This window comes from Pedobacter jeongneungensis, from assembly GCF_039538295.1.
Taxonomy (GTDB): Bacteria; Bacteroidota; Bacteroidia; order Sphingobacteriales; family Sphingobacteriaceae; genus Pedobacter; species Pedobacter jeongneungensis.
This window is the reverse complement of record NZ_BAABBY010000001.1, coordinates 257,114-271,928: the sequence shown is the minus strand read 5'-3', so window position 1 is coordinate 271,928 and position 14,815 is coordinate 257,114. Positions and strand designations below refer to the sequence as shown.

The window sequence follows — 14,815 nt, the reverse complement described above, 5'->3', positions numbered from 1 at the left end:
AAAAGCAAACCTGGTCTCCTCAACCGCATTAACACACAAAACCATCTATCCTACAGCAATTTACAAATCAACATAAACGAAGTTAATAAATACTAAACTTTAAAATGGCTGATTATTAACCAGATTATACCATATTTTGATATAAAAATACAAACAAATGAGCGCGTATTATATTATTAAGAAGACACGGTAAAATTTTGTAGTGTTTCGCAAGATCTTTCGGGCCGCATGCCAGGCCGTCGATTTGAAGTGTATCGGTAGATGATGTGTGCTTATCTACTAATAAAACTTAAAATATAAAAGATTGAAGTTTTTTATGCTGCTAAAATCCGCTTTTTAAAGGCTATTTTTATAGACAAGGAAGCTGATAATTTCAGGAAACCCAGATCTTTCAGGGAAGATAAACCCTCATGAAGCTGATCTATATTGCTGTAAAACCGGCCCGACATTTTATACATTAGCTTTCCCTCATTTACCAGGTAAAAGCATTTGTATTCGCCATATTTATCTTTTACAACGGTATTAATATAACCTTCAAAATACCCAAAGGGATAGGTTCTGGTTATCGGCAATAAGAACATTTTAAAAGAAATCGTTTTTAAATCTGTGTCGATGATCGTGGTTTTATAGTTTAACTTCATTTGAGCTATGATGTAAACTGGTAACACTATGGTACAGAAGATAACAGGCAAACCTGAGCGCGAAAATAATGGAACAGGCCTGGCAGCATGAAGATTTCCATAAAATGCCCGAACACATGCAATTAAAATGGCAGTTAGTACAAACTGACCAATAATCTGATAGGTGGTAAATTTTGACCTGATCATAGGCATACATCCGGACTTAGTGATCATTTTTTAACATAAAAAAACCTTCTAAAAGTTAATTTAGAAGGTTAATTAAAGGTGGAGAATATCGGATTCGAACCGATCACCTCTTCACTGCCAGCGAAGCGCTCTAGCCAAATGAGCTAATCCCCCGGATTTTAAAATCTCAATAACCAATTCAGAATGACCAAGCCGGTGATTAAAAAACAAGCTTCCTGCTTGTGCAGCAAAAATAGCAAATACTTTCTCGATTGCAAATGATAATTCATCTTTTTAATTAATCTTTCAGTTTAAAAGCAAACATTGCCATAAAACAGATTACTGCAATAGCCGACTGTAAAGGGTAATTAACAAATAAAAACAATATAAACGTAGCAATCAACAGCATCACCAAAAACATAATGGCCTTATACACAGTATCCATGTAACACATGCCTACCATCGCCAGGAGATAGAACGGAATAATAACGGCTGCTATAAACATTACCGAAAATAAATTCCCAATATTAACCGGGTATTAAATATTTTTTAGGTTTAATTTCCTAAAGCGCGAAGCTAAATATAAGCGTTAACTTCTTTTTTGTTTAATAAATCCTGATAGGCATCTACAAACTGGGCAACATGGTATCCATCCATCAGGGCATGGTTTACATGAATAGATACCGGCATTATTTTTCTTCCGTTTTCTTCACGAACCTTTCCAAAAGATATTTTCGGGCAGCTATCCTGATGAGAATAATTACGGGCATGCGATAAAGAAGTAAAGTTTAACCAGGGCAAAGCCGAATAATGGATTACGTTTTCGCCGGATGAAGAAGGGATTAAACCTGTAGTTGCCTGTACTTTTTCGATTTCTTTATTGGCTTCGGTTTTAAATGTTTCAAAATCTTCACAAAAATCCATATAGCCAAATCCGAAGGTGCCATTTGGCCGGTTTATGGTTGCCGCAGCATTTACCTTATCGTATTTCCAAACTTCGCCATCTATAATGCGGTAACTAAAAGGTTCTACGCTATTTACGGCAACGAGCGATTTATGCAGGTAAAGCAAAAAGAACGAAATATTGTTTTCTTTTGCCTCTTCGTAGGTAGCGGTACAATCTACATCTACGGTAACGCCGAAGAAAGGTTCTTCAAAGGCGCTAAAAAATTTAAAATGATCTTTTCTGATCCAGGTGTTGATATCTATTTTTTCTTTCATTCTATAATTTTGGTAAAACTTCAGCCAAACTTCCCATTTCATAAAAGTTGGGGTGTTCGATGGTATGATCGATGCTTTCGTGTACCCAGGTAGTGTGGTAAGGTATGTGAGCTGCGTGACCACCAATGTTAAGCACGGGCAGAATATCCGATTTTAGGGAATTGCCCAGCATCAAAAATTCTTCGGCTTTGCAATCCAGGTGCCTGATCAGTTTCTGATAATCCTTTTCCTGTTTATCGCTCATAATTTCGATGTGGTGAAAATAATGATCAAGCCCCGATTTAGTAAGTTTTCGCTGTTGATCGAGCAAATCGCCTTTGGTAGCCACCACTAATCTATATTTTCCATGTAAAGCTTTTAACACTTCTTCTACTCCATCTAACAACTCTACAGGTTTATTGAGCATTTCTTTCCCCAGTTCGAGTACTTTTTCCACAATTATGGGGTCAATTTTCCCCATTGTAATCCGCATGGCCGTTTCCGTCATGCTCAGCATAAAACCCTTAATACCATAACCATAAAGCGGCAAATTGGCCATTTCTGTTTTATACAATTCGGCCATAATGCTGTGGCGGGGCACAAAATCTTCCAAAAGATCGGCAAACTGCTCTTCGGTATCACGGAAATAAGGTTCGTTTACCCAAAGCGTATCATCAGCATCAAAAGCAATTACGGTAATCTTATTTTTCATTGTTATGCTTACTTTAGTGGCACAAAAATAGCGCGACCTGATCCTTTAAAAAAGGACATTTGTCTCGGTTGATAGAATATGTTACGTACAAACCTTACCTTTTTATCCTTTATCGAACGTTTCTGTGCAGAAAATGATGAAGTAAACATTACGCTTAAAAATTTTAAAGCAGGGTACCGCTTTATTGAACAGGGCGAAAAAATCAGTAATATTTACGTGATTAAAGACGGAATAAGCAAGTGTTTTATTTCTGAGGAAAACGGGAAGGATTTTATTATCGAATTTTTGGGAAAAGGCGAAGTTGTGGGCGAGCTGGAGGCGATAAAAAAGATGGATTGTTTGTGTAATGTTGCGGCAATAAGCGAGGTTACCGCCTATGTAATTCCTGATTCTCTTTTCCATTTACTGATCAGCAAGAGTAGTGAATTTACTACAATCTTACTCCAGGAGCTATCGACCAGGATTATACAAACCAGTACACGTGCATCATTCCAGCAGCTATACACATTAGAATATGCACTTTTAAAACTGCTTAAACTCCAGGCCGACGAGCACATTTCGATCTCGAAAGAAGACATGGCGGCCTACTTAGGCATATCTGTAAGAAGCTTTAACAGAAGCCTGAAACAAGTGACCGATAAGGGAGGTTTCGACACCCCTGAATTTAAAAATATTTTACAGCTCAGCAATATGAAAAAACTGCTCGAAAGGTTAAAAACCTAGAATAGTATTATGGTATAATTATTGCTTAAAAGATATTTGTAAAATAATTGTAACGTTTCGGTATTTTTGCCCGTTTAGGTCATAAATTATTTTCACTGCTAAAACAAAACACACAAACAACCATATATACAAATGAAAAACCAAAACCGCCAATTCTCTTTAAGATCACCAAGTTAATCGGTATTGGAGTTGATCTGTTTAAAAAACAGAAGGCTCAACAATACAATGATATCCTTAATTATCATTTAATAAGGCGTAACGCTAAGGCTTACCGCTATTTACAACGATTCAGCTAATCTTAATTTAACATGAGTGCTTACATTAACATCTACACTAACTCTTTAACAGACGATCTTATTCCAACCATTTTAAAACGGTTAAATGAACACGAAAATGTTCTGGATCTCAATTCTTCATTTTCATTCAGAAACACAAACGGTAATCTGCCAATTGTTTTTAAATGGGATAAACCAAGCCTTGAAATATTTAACGAAAATAACCTGAAACTTAATTTTAGCGTATCACTTAAATCTTTTGATCTTAAAGAATACAAGAAAAAGCTTTTTAAAGAGAAAATCATTAAACAGAGCTTTATCCAAAAGATATTAGGATTATTTAAAAAGAAAAAAAGAAAAGTTGCCAAACCGGTAAAACTGAGTGCAGAGGTTGAATCACAACTTCAAAACTACAGCAAGGTTTTTTCTATAAAATACCATCCCGGCGATGTTTTCGAAAACCATTTTGCTACATTAATTGGTGCAATTATTACTGAACTGAGCAATGGTGCATGCCATTTTACCAAAGAAAACACCTGGTACAATGCAAAAAACGTATTGAGAGAATCGTTGGTTAACTTATATACACTCGAAGAGCTTCCCAACCACATTAATAAAAATGCGGTAGCGGTTGCCAGCTAAAAAATATTAGAATACTACAATAAGTCGTCATTTCGAACGGACCCGATAATTACCGGGTACAACGCAGCCGAGAAATCTGTTTGATAGATCTCTCCCTCCCGAAACTTCGGTACTGTGTTACAATCGAGATGACGGCTTTGTTGTATAGAAGGCATTATTTTAGCCTTTTTATTGAATTCACTTTATGCTTTCTCATTACATTACTTGTAAAACCATTAAACATTTAAGTACAAAACTTGTTATTTAAACAAAAAACAAGGATGTCCGATATCTTGATTATAAATGGAAGTGCGAGGTTAAACGGGAATACCCAGAAATTTATCGGCAAACTTACCGAAGAAATTGCTTTTGACCAGTTAAATTTGCTGGAGCATTATTTTATGCCCTACAGTTACGAGAACCAATATCCCGCGGAAGATCGTTTTGAAACGTTTGCGAAGGAAATCCTTTACCATAAACACATTATTTTCGCTACCCCGGTTTACTGGTATGCCATGAGCGGAAGGATGAAAAACCTTTTCGACAGGCTAACGGATTGGGTAACTTTAAATAAAGAAGTAGGCAGGAACCTGAAAGGGAAAACGGTGCAATTAATTGCAGTGGGTACAGATGCAGATCTTCCTGATGGATTTACGACACCTTTTTTTATGACAGCCAACTATATGGAAATGGATTATAAGGGGCACGTCTATTTTAATTCGGACGACACACCTACTGACGAAAAACTTGCAGAAATCAGAAAATCTTTTTTTAGTTTTATAACTACATAAAAATCGAAAATAACGCTTATTATAATTTACATATCCAAAAACGCTATTTAAAGCACAAACATGAATGTAGAAGACGTTTTTAAGAACAATGAAAAATGGATTGCCAATAAACTGGCTATCGATCCTGATTATTTTACCGAATTATCTAAAGGGCAGAGTCCAGAATTTTTGTACATCGGCTGTTCAGATAGCCGGGTTACGGCAGAAGATTTAATGGGCATACAGCCTGGTCAGGCTTTTGTACACCGCAATGTGGCCAATCTGGTAAACAACGTAGATTTAAACGTGATGACGGTTTTAAATTACGCTGTACGTCACTTAAAAGTGAATCATATCGTGGTTTGCGGCCATTACAACTGTGGCGGTGTTAAAGCGGCGATGCAACCAGCCGATATGGGCATTTTAAACCCCTGGTTAAGAAATATTCGTGATGTTTACCGCATCCACAAAGACGAATTAAATGCGATTGAAGATGAAGGTGCGCGCTATAACCGCCTGGTAGAACTTAACGTTCAGGAGCAATGCGTAAACCTGTTAAAAACCGCAGCAGTACAGGAAGCGATTACCGAACGCGGAATAACCGTGCATGGCTGGGTTTTCGATATCCACACAGGTAAATTAATTGACTTAAAAATCGATTTTGAAGCTATTTTGAAGGACATTAAGGAAATTTATAATCTTTATTAGTTCACATGAGTCATGAGTCCAGAGTACTCAGTCCAGACCGTATAAAAACTTAAAAAATAAGTCAAGTTTTAAAAACTTGACTTATTTGAACTCTGAATCATCGACTGAGGACTAAAGACTCCGGGCTAAGGACTAAACTACCTTCCCATCCAACCGCCATCAACGGTTAAAATTGTTCCGTGTACGTAATCGCTTGCTGGTGAGGCCAGGAATAATGTTGGTCCTTTAAAATCTTCAGGTGTTCCCCATCTTCCGGCAGGGATACGAGATAAAATTGAAGTGCTTCTGTCCTGATCTTCGCGTAAAGCCGACGTATTATCGGTGGCAATATAACCTGGTGCAATGGCATTTACATTAACACCTTTTGAAGCCCACTCGTTTGCAAAAGCTTTCGTTAAAGAGGCAATTGCACCTTTGCTTGCTGCATAACCAGGCACGGTAATCCCCCCCTGGAACGACAGTAAAGATGCTGTGAAAATTACTTTTCCGCTACCTCTTGCAATCATATCGCGACCAATTTCGCGTGTTAAAATAAATGGAGCAGTTTGGTTTACCGCAATTACCTCATCCCAATATTCATCCGGGTGTTCGGCAATTGGTTTACGTAAAATGGTTCCGGCATTGTTTACCAGAATATCAATAACCGGATGATCGGCTTTTACATGTGCTGCGAAGGCCAGGGTATTTTCGCGTTTACCAAAATCGCATTGATAAGCATAAAATTTTCTGCCCAATGCGGTTACTTCTTTTTCTACAGTACTTCCTTCCAGTTCTAAACTGGCAGAAACACCGATAATATCGGCACCTGCTTCGGCCAAAGCTAAAGCCATGGCTTTACCAATGCCTCTTTTACAACCGGTAACCAATGCAGTTTTACCTGCTAAATTAAATATGTTCGACATGATGTTTAAAGTTCAGTTTTTAGATCTCTCCATTCCGCTACGCTTCAGTCGAGATGACGGTAAGCAATAATTATTTCAGTTCGGTAATGGCACAGTGATCCATATCGCCATAATCGAGGTTTTCGCCTGCCATACCCCAAATAAAGGTATAATTGCTTGTACCAGCACCTGAATGAATAGACCAGTTTGGCGAAATTACCGCCTGATCGTTCTGCATCCAGATGTGACGGGTTTCTTGTGGCTGTCCCATAAAATGGCAAACACTCTGCCCTTGCGGAACTTCGAAATAGAAATAAGCTTCCATCCTTCTGTCGTGCGTATGTGCCGGCATGGTGTTCCATACACTGCCCGATTTTAATTCGGTCATACCCATTTGCAACTGGCAGGTTGGCAATACACTATTTACCAATAACTTATTAATGATTCTATGGTTAGCTGTTTCAGGTGTACCCAATTCTACAATTTCGGCTTCGGCTTTGCTTACTTTTTTGTTTGGATAAGTATGGTGTGCAGGTGCAGAATTGATGTATAATTTAGCGGCTTCGCCTGGTGAAGCTGATTCGAAAAATACTTCTTTTGTTCCTTTACCGATGTATAATGCTTCTTTATAATCTAATTCATATGTCTCGCCATCAGCAGTAACAATTGCTTTTCCACCAACATTGATAATTCCTAATTCCCGGCGCTCTAAAAAGTAAGTCGCTTTTAAATCATCCGGATTTGGCAATGCAATTTTCTGATCAACAGGCATTGCACCGCCAACAATATATCTATCAAAATGAGATAAGGTTAAATTTACCTGGTTTGCCTCAAATACGTTTTCGATCAGGAAATTTTCCCGCAAGGCTGCGGTATCCATGTGTTTAACTTCCTTAGGGCTTTGAGCGTAACGGCTTTCGAATTTATTCATTGGTTAAAAATTGAATTTGATGTAGAACCCGAACTCATATCAGATCCTATGGCAAATATATTTATACGATATTTATTATTGGTATTAATACTCAACTTTATAATCCTTTTTTATGCTTTCTCCGCTCCAGGCTTTTAAACTGGTCCATGGGGCGGGTGCATCTGTCCAGAATTTATTATTGGCGGGCAATCCTAAGGTTAAAAAACCAAGTGTAGCCATGTATAAACTTCCTGTAGAAGTATAGGTATCGGCTACTTCAGGCTGGTGACCGTTAAAGCCCAGCACCAACCATCCTTTGTCATCAAAATTCTGGTTGCCATCGTAAAGATTATGCATCACCCTGGTTAATGCGCCGCGCACTTGCGCAGGTTTTACATATTCGGGCAGTTTTTCCATCAAAGCGGTTTGTGCCAAAGCCTGAAAGGCAGCTGTGCGGTAGGTAATGGAGCGGCCGTAAGCAGGATAAGTACCTTCCGGGGAAATAATCCTTTCCAGGTATTCAGAATAGCGGACCATCCTTTTTAGCGCAAGGTCGTAATCGGCCTGTTGTGCCTTTTTCTTATCAACCAACACTTTCAACAAATCAACCAGCATCGGGTGGATCACATAAGAATTGTAATAATCCATACTGAATTTTTCGCCATCACTGTACCAGCTATCGCCAACGTACCATTCTTTCATTTTATTGATCGAAAACTGCACACGTGCAGGATCGTACTGTTCGCCAATGCTCAATAAAAAACCTTCGGTGAGGCCAGAAAATAACAGCCAGTTATTATAGGCACCGCTACGGGTACGCAAAGACTTAAATTCTTCTATAAATCTCTTTTTAGTGGTTTCATCAAGTGGCTCCCATAATGCTTTTGGTGCACGTAAAAAAGCATGGGCAACATAAGCGGCATCCACAATAGGCTGACTTTCTGAACGGTAACTGATATAATCGGGACTTTCGGGATTTACCGAATTGGCCAGGGCTTTTAAAAGTTCGGTACGCATGGTTTTTCTGAGTGTACCTTCTGCGGTATCATCATCGGGCAAGGCCAGCCAGGGCGCTACACCAGCAATGGTGCGGCCTAAAGCTTCTAAATAAGTTACTTTGGCGGCATTTAAACCATAACCAGGAGCTTTTTCTAAAGGCATGTTCTTTTTCAAGGTTTGGTTGGCCAGGTTATGGATTACCGGATAAGCAATACGATTTAAAGTTTTCACCCAAAAAGCACGGTCTTCGGCACCGGTACTGGCTTTCTTTTGTGCATAAGCCAACTGCGAAAAAATAAGCAGGGCAGAAAAAATCAGTTTATATTTCATCAATTTTGTTTTAATCTATTTTAATTCGATTTCCATTAATATACAATGATTTGGCGATGACAAGCTGCTAAAAGTCGTCATCGCGAGAAGGCTTTTTCAGCCGACGAAGCAATGACGAATCTTTTTATTTAAACCCTATCGTTTATCAATTCTACAAATACCACTTTTTATACCTCGCCAAAGCCTCTAAGTAGTAGTAATCTGCATAAACAAGCGGTACATCTATTTCGCTGTTCAGGGGATAGGCACCTGTGCTGTGCATCAATAAAAAGCCGCCATTTTCACCCAATTTTGCATGGTAAGCACTGCTCGAAAGCGAATAGATCATGGTTTCGGCTGCAGATTTAAATTCGTTTTTTTCGCTGCCTGACGTGTATTGTCCAAGCTCTAACAATGCCGAGGCCATTAATGCCCCTGCAGAGGCATCGCGTTTGGCAAAAGGAATGCCCTGTGCATCAAAATCCCAGAAAGGAATTTTATCGGCAGGTAAATTCGGATGGTTTAAAATGAAATGTGCAATTCCTTTGGCTTGTTTTAAATAGGTTTCATCTCTGGTAAAACGGTACATCATGGTATAACCATATAGTGCCCAGCCCTGTCCACGCGACCATGCTGAACAATTTGCCGCGCCCTGCCAGGTGGCTTTTCTAATTACTTCTCCGGTTTGGGGGTTATAATCAACCACATGGTAAGAACTAAAATCGGGGCGGAAATGGTTTTTTAGTGTGGTATTAGCGTGTGTAACCGAAATTTCTTTATATTTTTTGTCCCCGCCGTTATCACTTACCCAGTTCATCATTTCGAGGTTCATCATATTATCTATAATTACAGGGCATTCCCATAATTTGCTCTTATTCCACGATTGGATTGATTTTACAGCCGGACGATAGCGGGTAGCCAAAGATTCTGCAGAACGCCGGATCACCGCTTTGTATTCTGGTTTGCCGGTTAAACGGTAGGCGTTACCGAAACTGCAGTACATCATAAAACCCAGATCGTGGTTTCCGGTATAGGTTTGGTTAGGCTCTATTACTTTTAAGGCTGCTTCGGCTTCCTGTTTGATACTGGCATCTTTGGTTTGTTCGTAGATGTACCACAAACTTCCCGAATAAAAGCCACTGCACCACCATTTAATATCATAGTTTACAGATTTCCCTTTATCGAAACTTTGTGGTGTTTTACCTGCCGGAATATTTTTGGCCAGCACCTGATATTGACCGGCAGCAAATTTAAATTCGTCGTTAATCAATTGAGCCATCGGCTTTTTTTCTGTCTGGGCAAAAACACTTAGCCCTGTTAGCATGAGCAATGCGGTAATTAAGTTGGGGTTTTTCATAGTTATTATTGTATCTGAAAATTATTTAAGGTTGAAATTTACCGTAGCACCTGATTGTGCACCACCCGGCAGATTGCAATTGATATTCTGAGTTTTAGCTAAGCCAGGCAATTTTAGCGAAACATTAATGTTCTTTTGTTCCTGCGCCGGATCAGCAATATAAAGAGCAGGATTTTTACTGTTTAAGTTTTTGATGTACAGTGTACAAGGCTGATCGACAGTGAGCAATATCCCATCGGCTGACAGGCTGCCTGCCTGATAGAAAACGACTTGCAGCATATCTAATCCGATATGTTGTACGGCTTGCATTTCTGCTGTGTTCTTTAAAATCCGGATCATGGTGCGGTTGTATTTTTTTAAGCCCGATGCATCTAAGCCCGGCACTACAATATATTGATAGACAGCATTTGGAGGATTTTTACCATGATTTAGCCAGATTTTAAATACATCGTGTTTCAATTCGCTTTTGCTTTGAAAATGATTGATGCGGTACCAGCTTCCGGTTTGTGCCTTATTGCTGATTTCTACATTAGCATCCTGTGGAAAAATATACCCGATACTATCATGGGTTACCCATAGTTCATTTTTGGTTTTACCCTGCGCTACACTTCCCCGCAACCAGGTTTGGTTAATGGTAGTGGTGATGTTTTCGTTAGCGTTGCTTTTAATGCCTGCACCTAGGCAAACCACTTCTTTATCAAAAAAGAACCATGCTTTTTTGGCCTGTACGCTATCGTAATTTAAATCGTAGCAAGATACTCCATACCTACCGTCGCTTACTCCGCCAACAAATTTGGTCGTTCCGGGAATGCCCCAGTCTTTTTTTATGGTTGCGCCATTATCATCAGGATAATCCCTGCTGGTGGTACCGGGAATTTTATCCCATTCCCAAACCGGCATCAGGTTGGCATATTCCGATCCGTTACGCTGGATATTGGTTGCCCCATCGGCAAGAAATTTACCCAGTATGTTTTCATTATTTCCCCTTTCGGTACGTAAGGTTTTTGTTGATGCCGTTTGCACACTAAAGGTGTATTGCGGCCGAAGATGGAGGGTATATCCGCTTTTCCAGAACTGGGTGTGCGATGGTTCAATTTTATAATCAGGCGCCGCTGTTCCGGATGTCCGCTTGACCGAAGCATCCCAATAAGCAGCATTTTCGGGATCGAAAAGTTTAATTTTATTGACCATACCGCCCATGCCGCTGCTCAACGAATCTTTACGGCTAATGCCCCTGCCGCGCACATTAAAATCGTAAAAAGAGCCCCTTATTGTTTTAAGGAAAGTATTTTTAAGGTAGTTGACCAGAATAGCCATCTGATCTTTTGGCAGAGCATATTCCGTTCCGCGTAAATAAAAGGCCGCATTAACCGAATTGCCTGCAAATACCCGCCCATAACTGGCAATAGCCTGTTGTTTGCCATGCTGGTAATAACTTCCATCTGCCTGAACGCCTTCTTTTCCGTCGGTAATGGCTACAGGCTCAAAAAGGTATTTTGCGGCAGAATCTAAAGTGGCTTTATTTTGGGTCAGGCAGGCCCTGTACAGAAAATGTAAGGCTTCATCTGAGGTGTTGGCCCCGTCACCTGTTTTTAACTTCCGGATCATTCTTTTAATCAATGCGTTTTCCAATCCGGCAGGAAGTTGCGTTTTGGCACTGCGCATCAATATTAGGCTTTGCCCAATGGCCTGCGGATAAAAAATATCATTGTACCACCAGTTTTTATTTTTCGGGTTTTTATCGAGCCAGTTTTGAAGCGATTTAACAATTGCACCATAGAGTTTGGTATTTTGATAAAGCTTATTTGAGGGGCGGATATAGGCCATTGCCATATCTTTAATCCGTTTCAGGGGATCGTATTGCGCATCATTATAATTGATATCAGCCCAGCTGCCGTCGGTATTCAGGTTTTTAAGGTGATTGGCTATTTCGTCGCTCAGTGCCTTATCCTTCACAAAAGTTTGCAAATCGGCATTAATCCGGCTTAGAATGGTATTATAGGGCTCATTTTGCGCTTTTGCCCCGAAACTGACAGCTATCAGGAAAAGGATAAGTATAAATACGCTAAATCCATTCATTTTTGAGGCTGATCTGGTTAAATCTGTAATTTTATTTATCGTAACCATGTGTTATTTGTTGTTTAAGCCCCAAAACCAGTTCGGGTATAGACTGTATGGCAATCCCGATGTTGTTTTATCTTCAAAGCTAGTAGAAACAAGGCTGATCACTTCTCCAATTATGACTTTTTTAATTTCAATTTTGATCTTTTCGCCTTCTTTCTGCACCTGATAGTCTATTTTATTACGTTTATTTGAATGGATAGAAAATTTATCCATGTTGGATACCAACGTTAACGCGCCCCCTTTTAAACTGTTTATTTTTATATTTTTTGTCTGCCCGTTTTGCATATCGGCACTTACCAAAAAGGCTCCTTCTGCCCTGAGCTGTTTAAACGATACCTCTTTCCAGCCTGATGGCACAGCCGGAAAAATCCTGATTTTATCTCCCCAGCTCTGGATCAGCATTTCCTGTATAGACGTTGCTGCCGCCAAAGGAGTTTCTATTACCGGACCAGATTCGCGATACAGGGTATTGGGTTGCACAAAGCGATCGAACAGTTCATTTAACCATTGATAAGCCATATCGCCGTTTCCTGTGCCTGCGTAAATGGAGGCTGCCCCGCTAAAGGAAAATCCTGCCAGTGCACTTTTGCGCGAAAGCCAGTTATCTAGCGACAAACTTATTATAGCCCGGTTTTCTGGTTGTTCCCAGTTTATGATGCTATAAGGATAAATCATTAATAAATGTGAATAATGGCGGTGCGAGCTGTTTAAAGGAACATCTTTACCGATCAAAAATCCGGTATCACCTGCCGGGAAGGGTACGAGGTTTTTGAGGATGTTTTCCCATTGTTCTGCGTCGCTGTCATTTAGCTTTTGTTCCTGATTTACCTTAATTAAGGTCTGTAATGCCCAACTGAGGCTGGATAAGGTATAGTTTGCATCTTCGGCACTTTTATACTCGGGCGAATAAGATAGCGGAAAATGATAAATGCCTTTTTCATCCTGCTTAAGCTGATGGATCAGAAAATTTGCCGATCTTTTTAACAAAGGGTAAATCTTCGTTTTAAGGGTCTGCGCATCTTTGCTGTAAGCATAATATTGATAATAGTAATACAACATCCAGGTGAGGTTGGCAGGCTCGAATGTTCCTTTGTTGATCTCTGCTTCGGTTATCTGGCTAATCAGGTTGTATGATGAACTCCTTCCGATTGCAGCAGCATCATTGCGCCATGGTGCGGGCACATTATTGATGAGATTCTGCTTATTATCGTTTAAAGATTTAAATAAGGATTCACCAAGTTCTAAATGGTTGGCGGTAAAAATGGGTGAATAGGTAAGCTGCGCATTTAAATTCCACCAGATGGCCGGCCAGGGTGTGGCAGTTGTCCATGGGCCCATTAAATCGGCAATGGGTTTATCTGCCCGGGTAACGGAGGCCAACTTGTATAACTGTATCCAGTAAAAATTTTCCATGCGTTTATCGGGCAGGGCCACAAAACTTTGCTGGTAATAATGGTGCCACCAATTGCGGTGTGCGGCAATACTTTCGGTGTTATCTTTAAAGTTTTTAAGGTTATTTAATGCCTCCGATATTTCGTCTAAGGTATTGTATGCATCATAACCCACGCTTACCAGCAATTTGCCTGATGTGGCATTGCCTGTAATCTTATATGCGGTTGTGTACCCCCCTTTGTTAAGCAGGGGCTGGTTACAAATGGTATAACCGTTTTCGCTGGTGATTTTTACCTGCGGATTTTCCGGATAATTTGCGGGTTTATCTGTAGGGTAGCTTTGTAAGTACCTCGGACTGATGCTTTTGCCGGGATTCCATCCCCATGCCGAAACTTTTTCCTGTTGTGCCGCGTTAAGCGAAATACTGATGACATTCTGATTTGCAGCAACATAGGCTTTAAAAGTAATGGTGCCGAGGGTTGTGGTTATTGTACCCCTAGCTTCTGCGTTATAGATATCCAGTTCCATTTTAGCTCCGGTTATTTTACCAGAAGTTTTGAGGGTGAAATAACCAATTGGTAAACGCCCCTGTGTATATAATTTACCTGCATCGGGCATTAGTTTTTCGCGGTGATCTACCACATCGCTCCTCCCGATATCAAAGCGGATCAAACTGTCGTTTTCTTTATAAATATTGGTACCGAGCAGCCCGTTACCGAGGATGATACCACTGTAATAATCGGTTGCGATATTATCCCATTTTAAATTTTGCTTAGCCATAAAAACAGGCCAGTTCACTTCTTTTGAAGGCACTTGCGCAAAGGTTAAAGTAACTTGCAGCACCAGCAACAATGAGGATAATCTGATTATTGTACAGCTGTATTTTGAAGGTTTGTTAAACGGCATTTTTCAATTTGATTTTCGCTTTTTCTGCAATCATGCAGGCGTTGTAAAAAAGCCACCAAGCTACGCAAGGTGGCTCCAACTAACTACACACTAACCATTTTATTATCAGATCAATCTGATGT

14 protein-coding genes and 1 tRNA gene are annotated in these 14,815 nt (G+C 39.9%); 4 read left to right on the top strand and 11 right to left on the bottom strand.

Annotated features, from left to right (window positions below; all coding sequences use genetic code 11):
• Positions 1–314 precede the first annotated feature (314 nt).
• The 5 genes from ABD769_RS01235 to ABD769_RS01215 all read right to left on the bottom strand — a co-directional run bounded on the left by ABD769_RS01235 (position 315) and on the right by ABD769_RS01215 (position 2,718).
• On the bottom strand, positions 315–854 hold the full coding sequence (locus ABD769_RS01235; protein ID WP_344848643.1) for a hypothetical protein: 540 nt from the start codon (positions 852–854) through the stop codon (positions 315–317).
• A gap of 52 nt (positions 855–906) precedes the next feature.
• A tRNA-Ala gene (locus tag ABD769_RS01230) sits at positions 907–980 on the bottom strand.
• 124 nt (positions 981–1,104) lie between these two features.
• Positions 1,105–1,311 (bottom strand): hypothetical protein, encoded by a 207-nt coding sequence (locus ABD769_RS01225; protein ID WP_344848640.1) that lies wholly within the window; start codon positions 1,309–1,311, stop codon positions 1,105–1,107.
• A 71-nt stretch (positions 1,312–1,382) separates the two neighbouring features.
• The gene (locus ABD769_RS01220; RefSeq protein WP_344848638.1) at positions 1,383–2,027 is read right to left on the bottom strand and encodes a CatA-like O-acetyltransferase; all 645 of its coding nucleotides are present in this window, start codon (positions 2,025–2,027) and stop codon (positions 1,383–1,385) included.
• A 1-nt stretch (position 2,028) separates the two neighbouring features.
• Entirely contained in the window at positions 2,029–2,718 is a 690-nt protein-coding gene (locus ABD769_RS01215) for an HAD family hydrolase (RefSeq protein ID WP_344848635.1), read from the bottom strand.
• 78 nt (positions 2,719–2,796) lie between these two features.
• Between ABD769_RS01215 and ABD769_RS01210 the strand changes: the two genes are divergently transcribed.
• From ABD769_RS01210 to ABD769_RS01195, 4 genes are all read left to right on the top strand, one after another.
• Positions 2,797–3,441, top strand: a complete 645-nt coding sequence (locus ABD769_RS01210) for a Crp/Fnr family transcriptional regulator (RefSeq protein ID WP_344848632.1) — start codon at positions 2,797–2,799, stop codon at positions 3,439–3,441.
• Positions 3,442–3,749: 308 nt separating this feature from the next.
• The gene (locus ABD769_RS01205) at positions 3,750–4,358 is read left to right on the top strand and encodes a hypothetical protein (RefSeq protein WP_344848629.1); all 609 of its coding nucleotides are present in this window, start codon (positions 3,750–3,752) and stop codon (positions 4,356–4,358) included.
• A gap of 260 nt (positions 4,359–4,618) precedes the next feature.
• Positions 4,619–5,128 carry a flavodoxin family protein gene (locus tag ABD769_RS01200; protein ID WP_344848626.1) on the top strand — a complete coding sequence of 170 codons (510 nt, stop codon included), beginning with the start codon at positions 4,619–4,621 and terminating at the stop codon, positions 5,126–5,128.
• Between the two features lie 60 nt (positions 5,129–5,188).
• Complete coding sequence (locus ABD769_RS01195; RefSeq protein ID WP_344848623.1) at positions 5,189–5,815, top strand: carbonic anhydrase; 627 nt, start codon at positions 5,189–5,191, stop codon at positions 5,813–5,815.
• Positions 5,816–5,952: 137 nt separating this feature from the next.
• On the opposite strand, the gene ABD769_RS01190 is transcribed toward ABD769_RS01195, so the two are convergent.
• The 6 genes from ABD769_RS01190 to ABD769_RS01165 all read right to left on the bottom strand — a co-directional run bounded on the left by ABD769_RS01190 (position 5,953) and on the right by ABD769_RS01165 (position 14,693).
• Positions 5,953–6,717, bottom strand: a complete 765-nt coding sequence (locus ABD769_RS01190; protein ID WP_344848620.1) for an SDR family NAD(P)-dependent oxidoreductase — start codon at positions 6,715–6,717, stop codon at positions 5,953–5,955.
• A 70-nt stretch (positions 6,718–6,787) separates the two neighbouring features.
• Positions 6,788–7,627 (bottom strand): 5-dehydro-4-deoxy-D-glucuronate isomerase, encoded by an 840-nt coding sequence (gene kduI / locus ABD769_RS01185; RefSeq protein WP_344848617.1) that lies wholly within the window; start codon positions 7,625–7,627, stop codon positions 6,788–6,790.
• 84 nt (positions 7,628–7,711) lie between these two features.
• Positions 7,712–8,935, bottom strand: a complete 1,224-nt coding sequence (locus tag ABD769_RS01180; protein ID WP_344848614.1) for a DUF2264 domain-containing protein — start codon at positions 8,933–8,935, stop codon at positions 7,712–7,714.
• 151 nt (positions 8,936–9,086) lie between these two features.
• Positions 9,087–10,271 carry a glycoside hydrolase family 88 protein gene (locus tag ABD769_RS01175; RefSeq protein ID WP_344848611.1) on the bottom strand — a complete coding sequence of 395 codons (1,185 nt, stop codon included), beginning with the start codon at positions 10,269–10,271 and terminating at the stop codon, positions 9,087–9,089.
• Between the two features lie 21 nt (positions 10,272–10,292).
• Positions 10,293–12,398, bottom strand: coding sequence for a polysaccharide lyase family 8 super-sandwich domain-containing protein (locus ABD769_RS01170; protein WP_344848608.1), 2,106 nt, complete (start codon positions 12,396–12,398; stop codon positions 10,293–10,295).
• A gap of 3 nt (positions 12,399–12,401) precedes the next feature.
• On the bottom strand, positions 12,402–14,693 hold the full coding sequence (locus tag ABD769_RS01165; protein ID WP_344848606.1) for a glycosyl hydrolase family 95 catalytic domain-containing protein: 2,292 nt from the start codon (positions 14,691–14,693) through the stop codon (positions 12,402–12,404).
• Between the last annotated feature and the right edge of the window lie 122 nt (positions 14,694–14,815).

What these genes read in the sequence shown, in the direction of transcription:
- ABD769_RS01235 (WP_344848643.1), bottom strand. Translation starts at nt 854, where the DNA reads ATGATCACTAAGTCCGGATGTATGCCTATGATCAGGTCAAAATTTACC.
- ABD769_RS01225 (WP_344848640.1), bottom strand. Translation starts at nt 1,311, where the DNA reads ATGTTTATAGCAGCCGTTATTATTCCGTTCTATCTCCTGGCGATGGTA.
- ABD769_RS01220 (WP_344848638.1), bottom strand. Translation starts at nt 2,027, where the DNA reads ATGAAAGAAAAAATAGATATCAACACCTGGATCAGAAAAGATCATTTT.
- ABD769_RS01215 (WP_344848635.1), bottom strand. Translation starts at nt 2,718, where the DNA reads ATGAAAAATAAGATTACCGTAATTGCTTTTGATGCTGATGATACGCTT.
- ABD769_RS01210 (WP_344848632.1), top strand. Translation starts at nt 2,797, where the DNA reads ATGTTACGTACAAACCTTACCTTTTTATCCTTTATCGAACGTTTCTGT.
- ABD769_RS01205 (WP_344848629.1), top strand. Translation starts at nt 3,750, where the DNA reads ATGAGTGCTTACATTAACATCTACACTAACTCTTTAACAGACGATCTT.
- ABD769_RS01200 (WP_344848626.1), top strand. Translation starts at nt 4,619, where the DNA reads ATGTCCGATATCTTGATTATAAATGGAAGTGCGAGGTTAAACGGGAAT.
- ABD769_RS01195 (WP_344848623.1), top strand. Translation starts at nt 5,189, where the DNA reads ATGAATGTAGAAGACGTTTTTAAGAACAATGAAAAATGGATTGCCAAT.
- ABD769_RS01190 (WP_344848620.1), bottom strand. Translation starts at nt 6,717, where the DNA reads ATGTCGAACATATTTAATTTAGCAGGTAAAACTGCATTGGTTACCGGT.
- kduI (WP_344848617.1), bottom strand. Translation starts at nt 7,627, where the DNA reads ATGAATAAATTCGAAAGCCGTTACGCTCAAAGCCCTAAGGAAGTTAAA.
- ABD769_RS01180 (WP_344848614.1), bottom strand. Translation starts at nt 8,935, where the DNA reads ATGAAATATAAACTGATTTTTTCTGCCCTGCTTATTTTTTCGCAGTTG.
- ABD769_RS01175 (WP_344848611.1), bottom strand. Translation starts at nt 10,271, where the DNA reads ATGAAAAACCCCAACTTAATTACCGCATTGCTCATGCTAACAGGGCTA.
- ABD769_RS01170 (WP_344848608.1), bottom strand. Translation starts at nt 12,398, where the DNA reads ATGGTTACGATAAATAAAATTACAGATTTAACCAGATCAGCCTCAAAA.
- ABD769_RS01165 (WP_344848606.1), bottom strand. Translation starts at nt 14,693, where the DNA reads ATGCCGTTTAACAAACCTTCAAAATACAGCTGTACAATAATCAGATTA.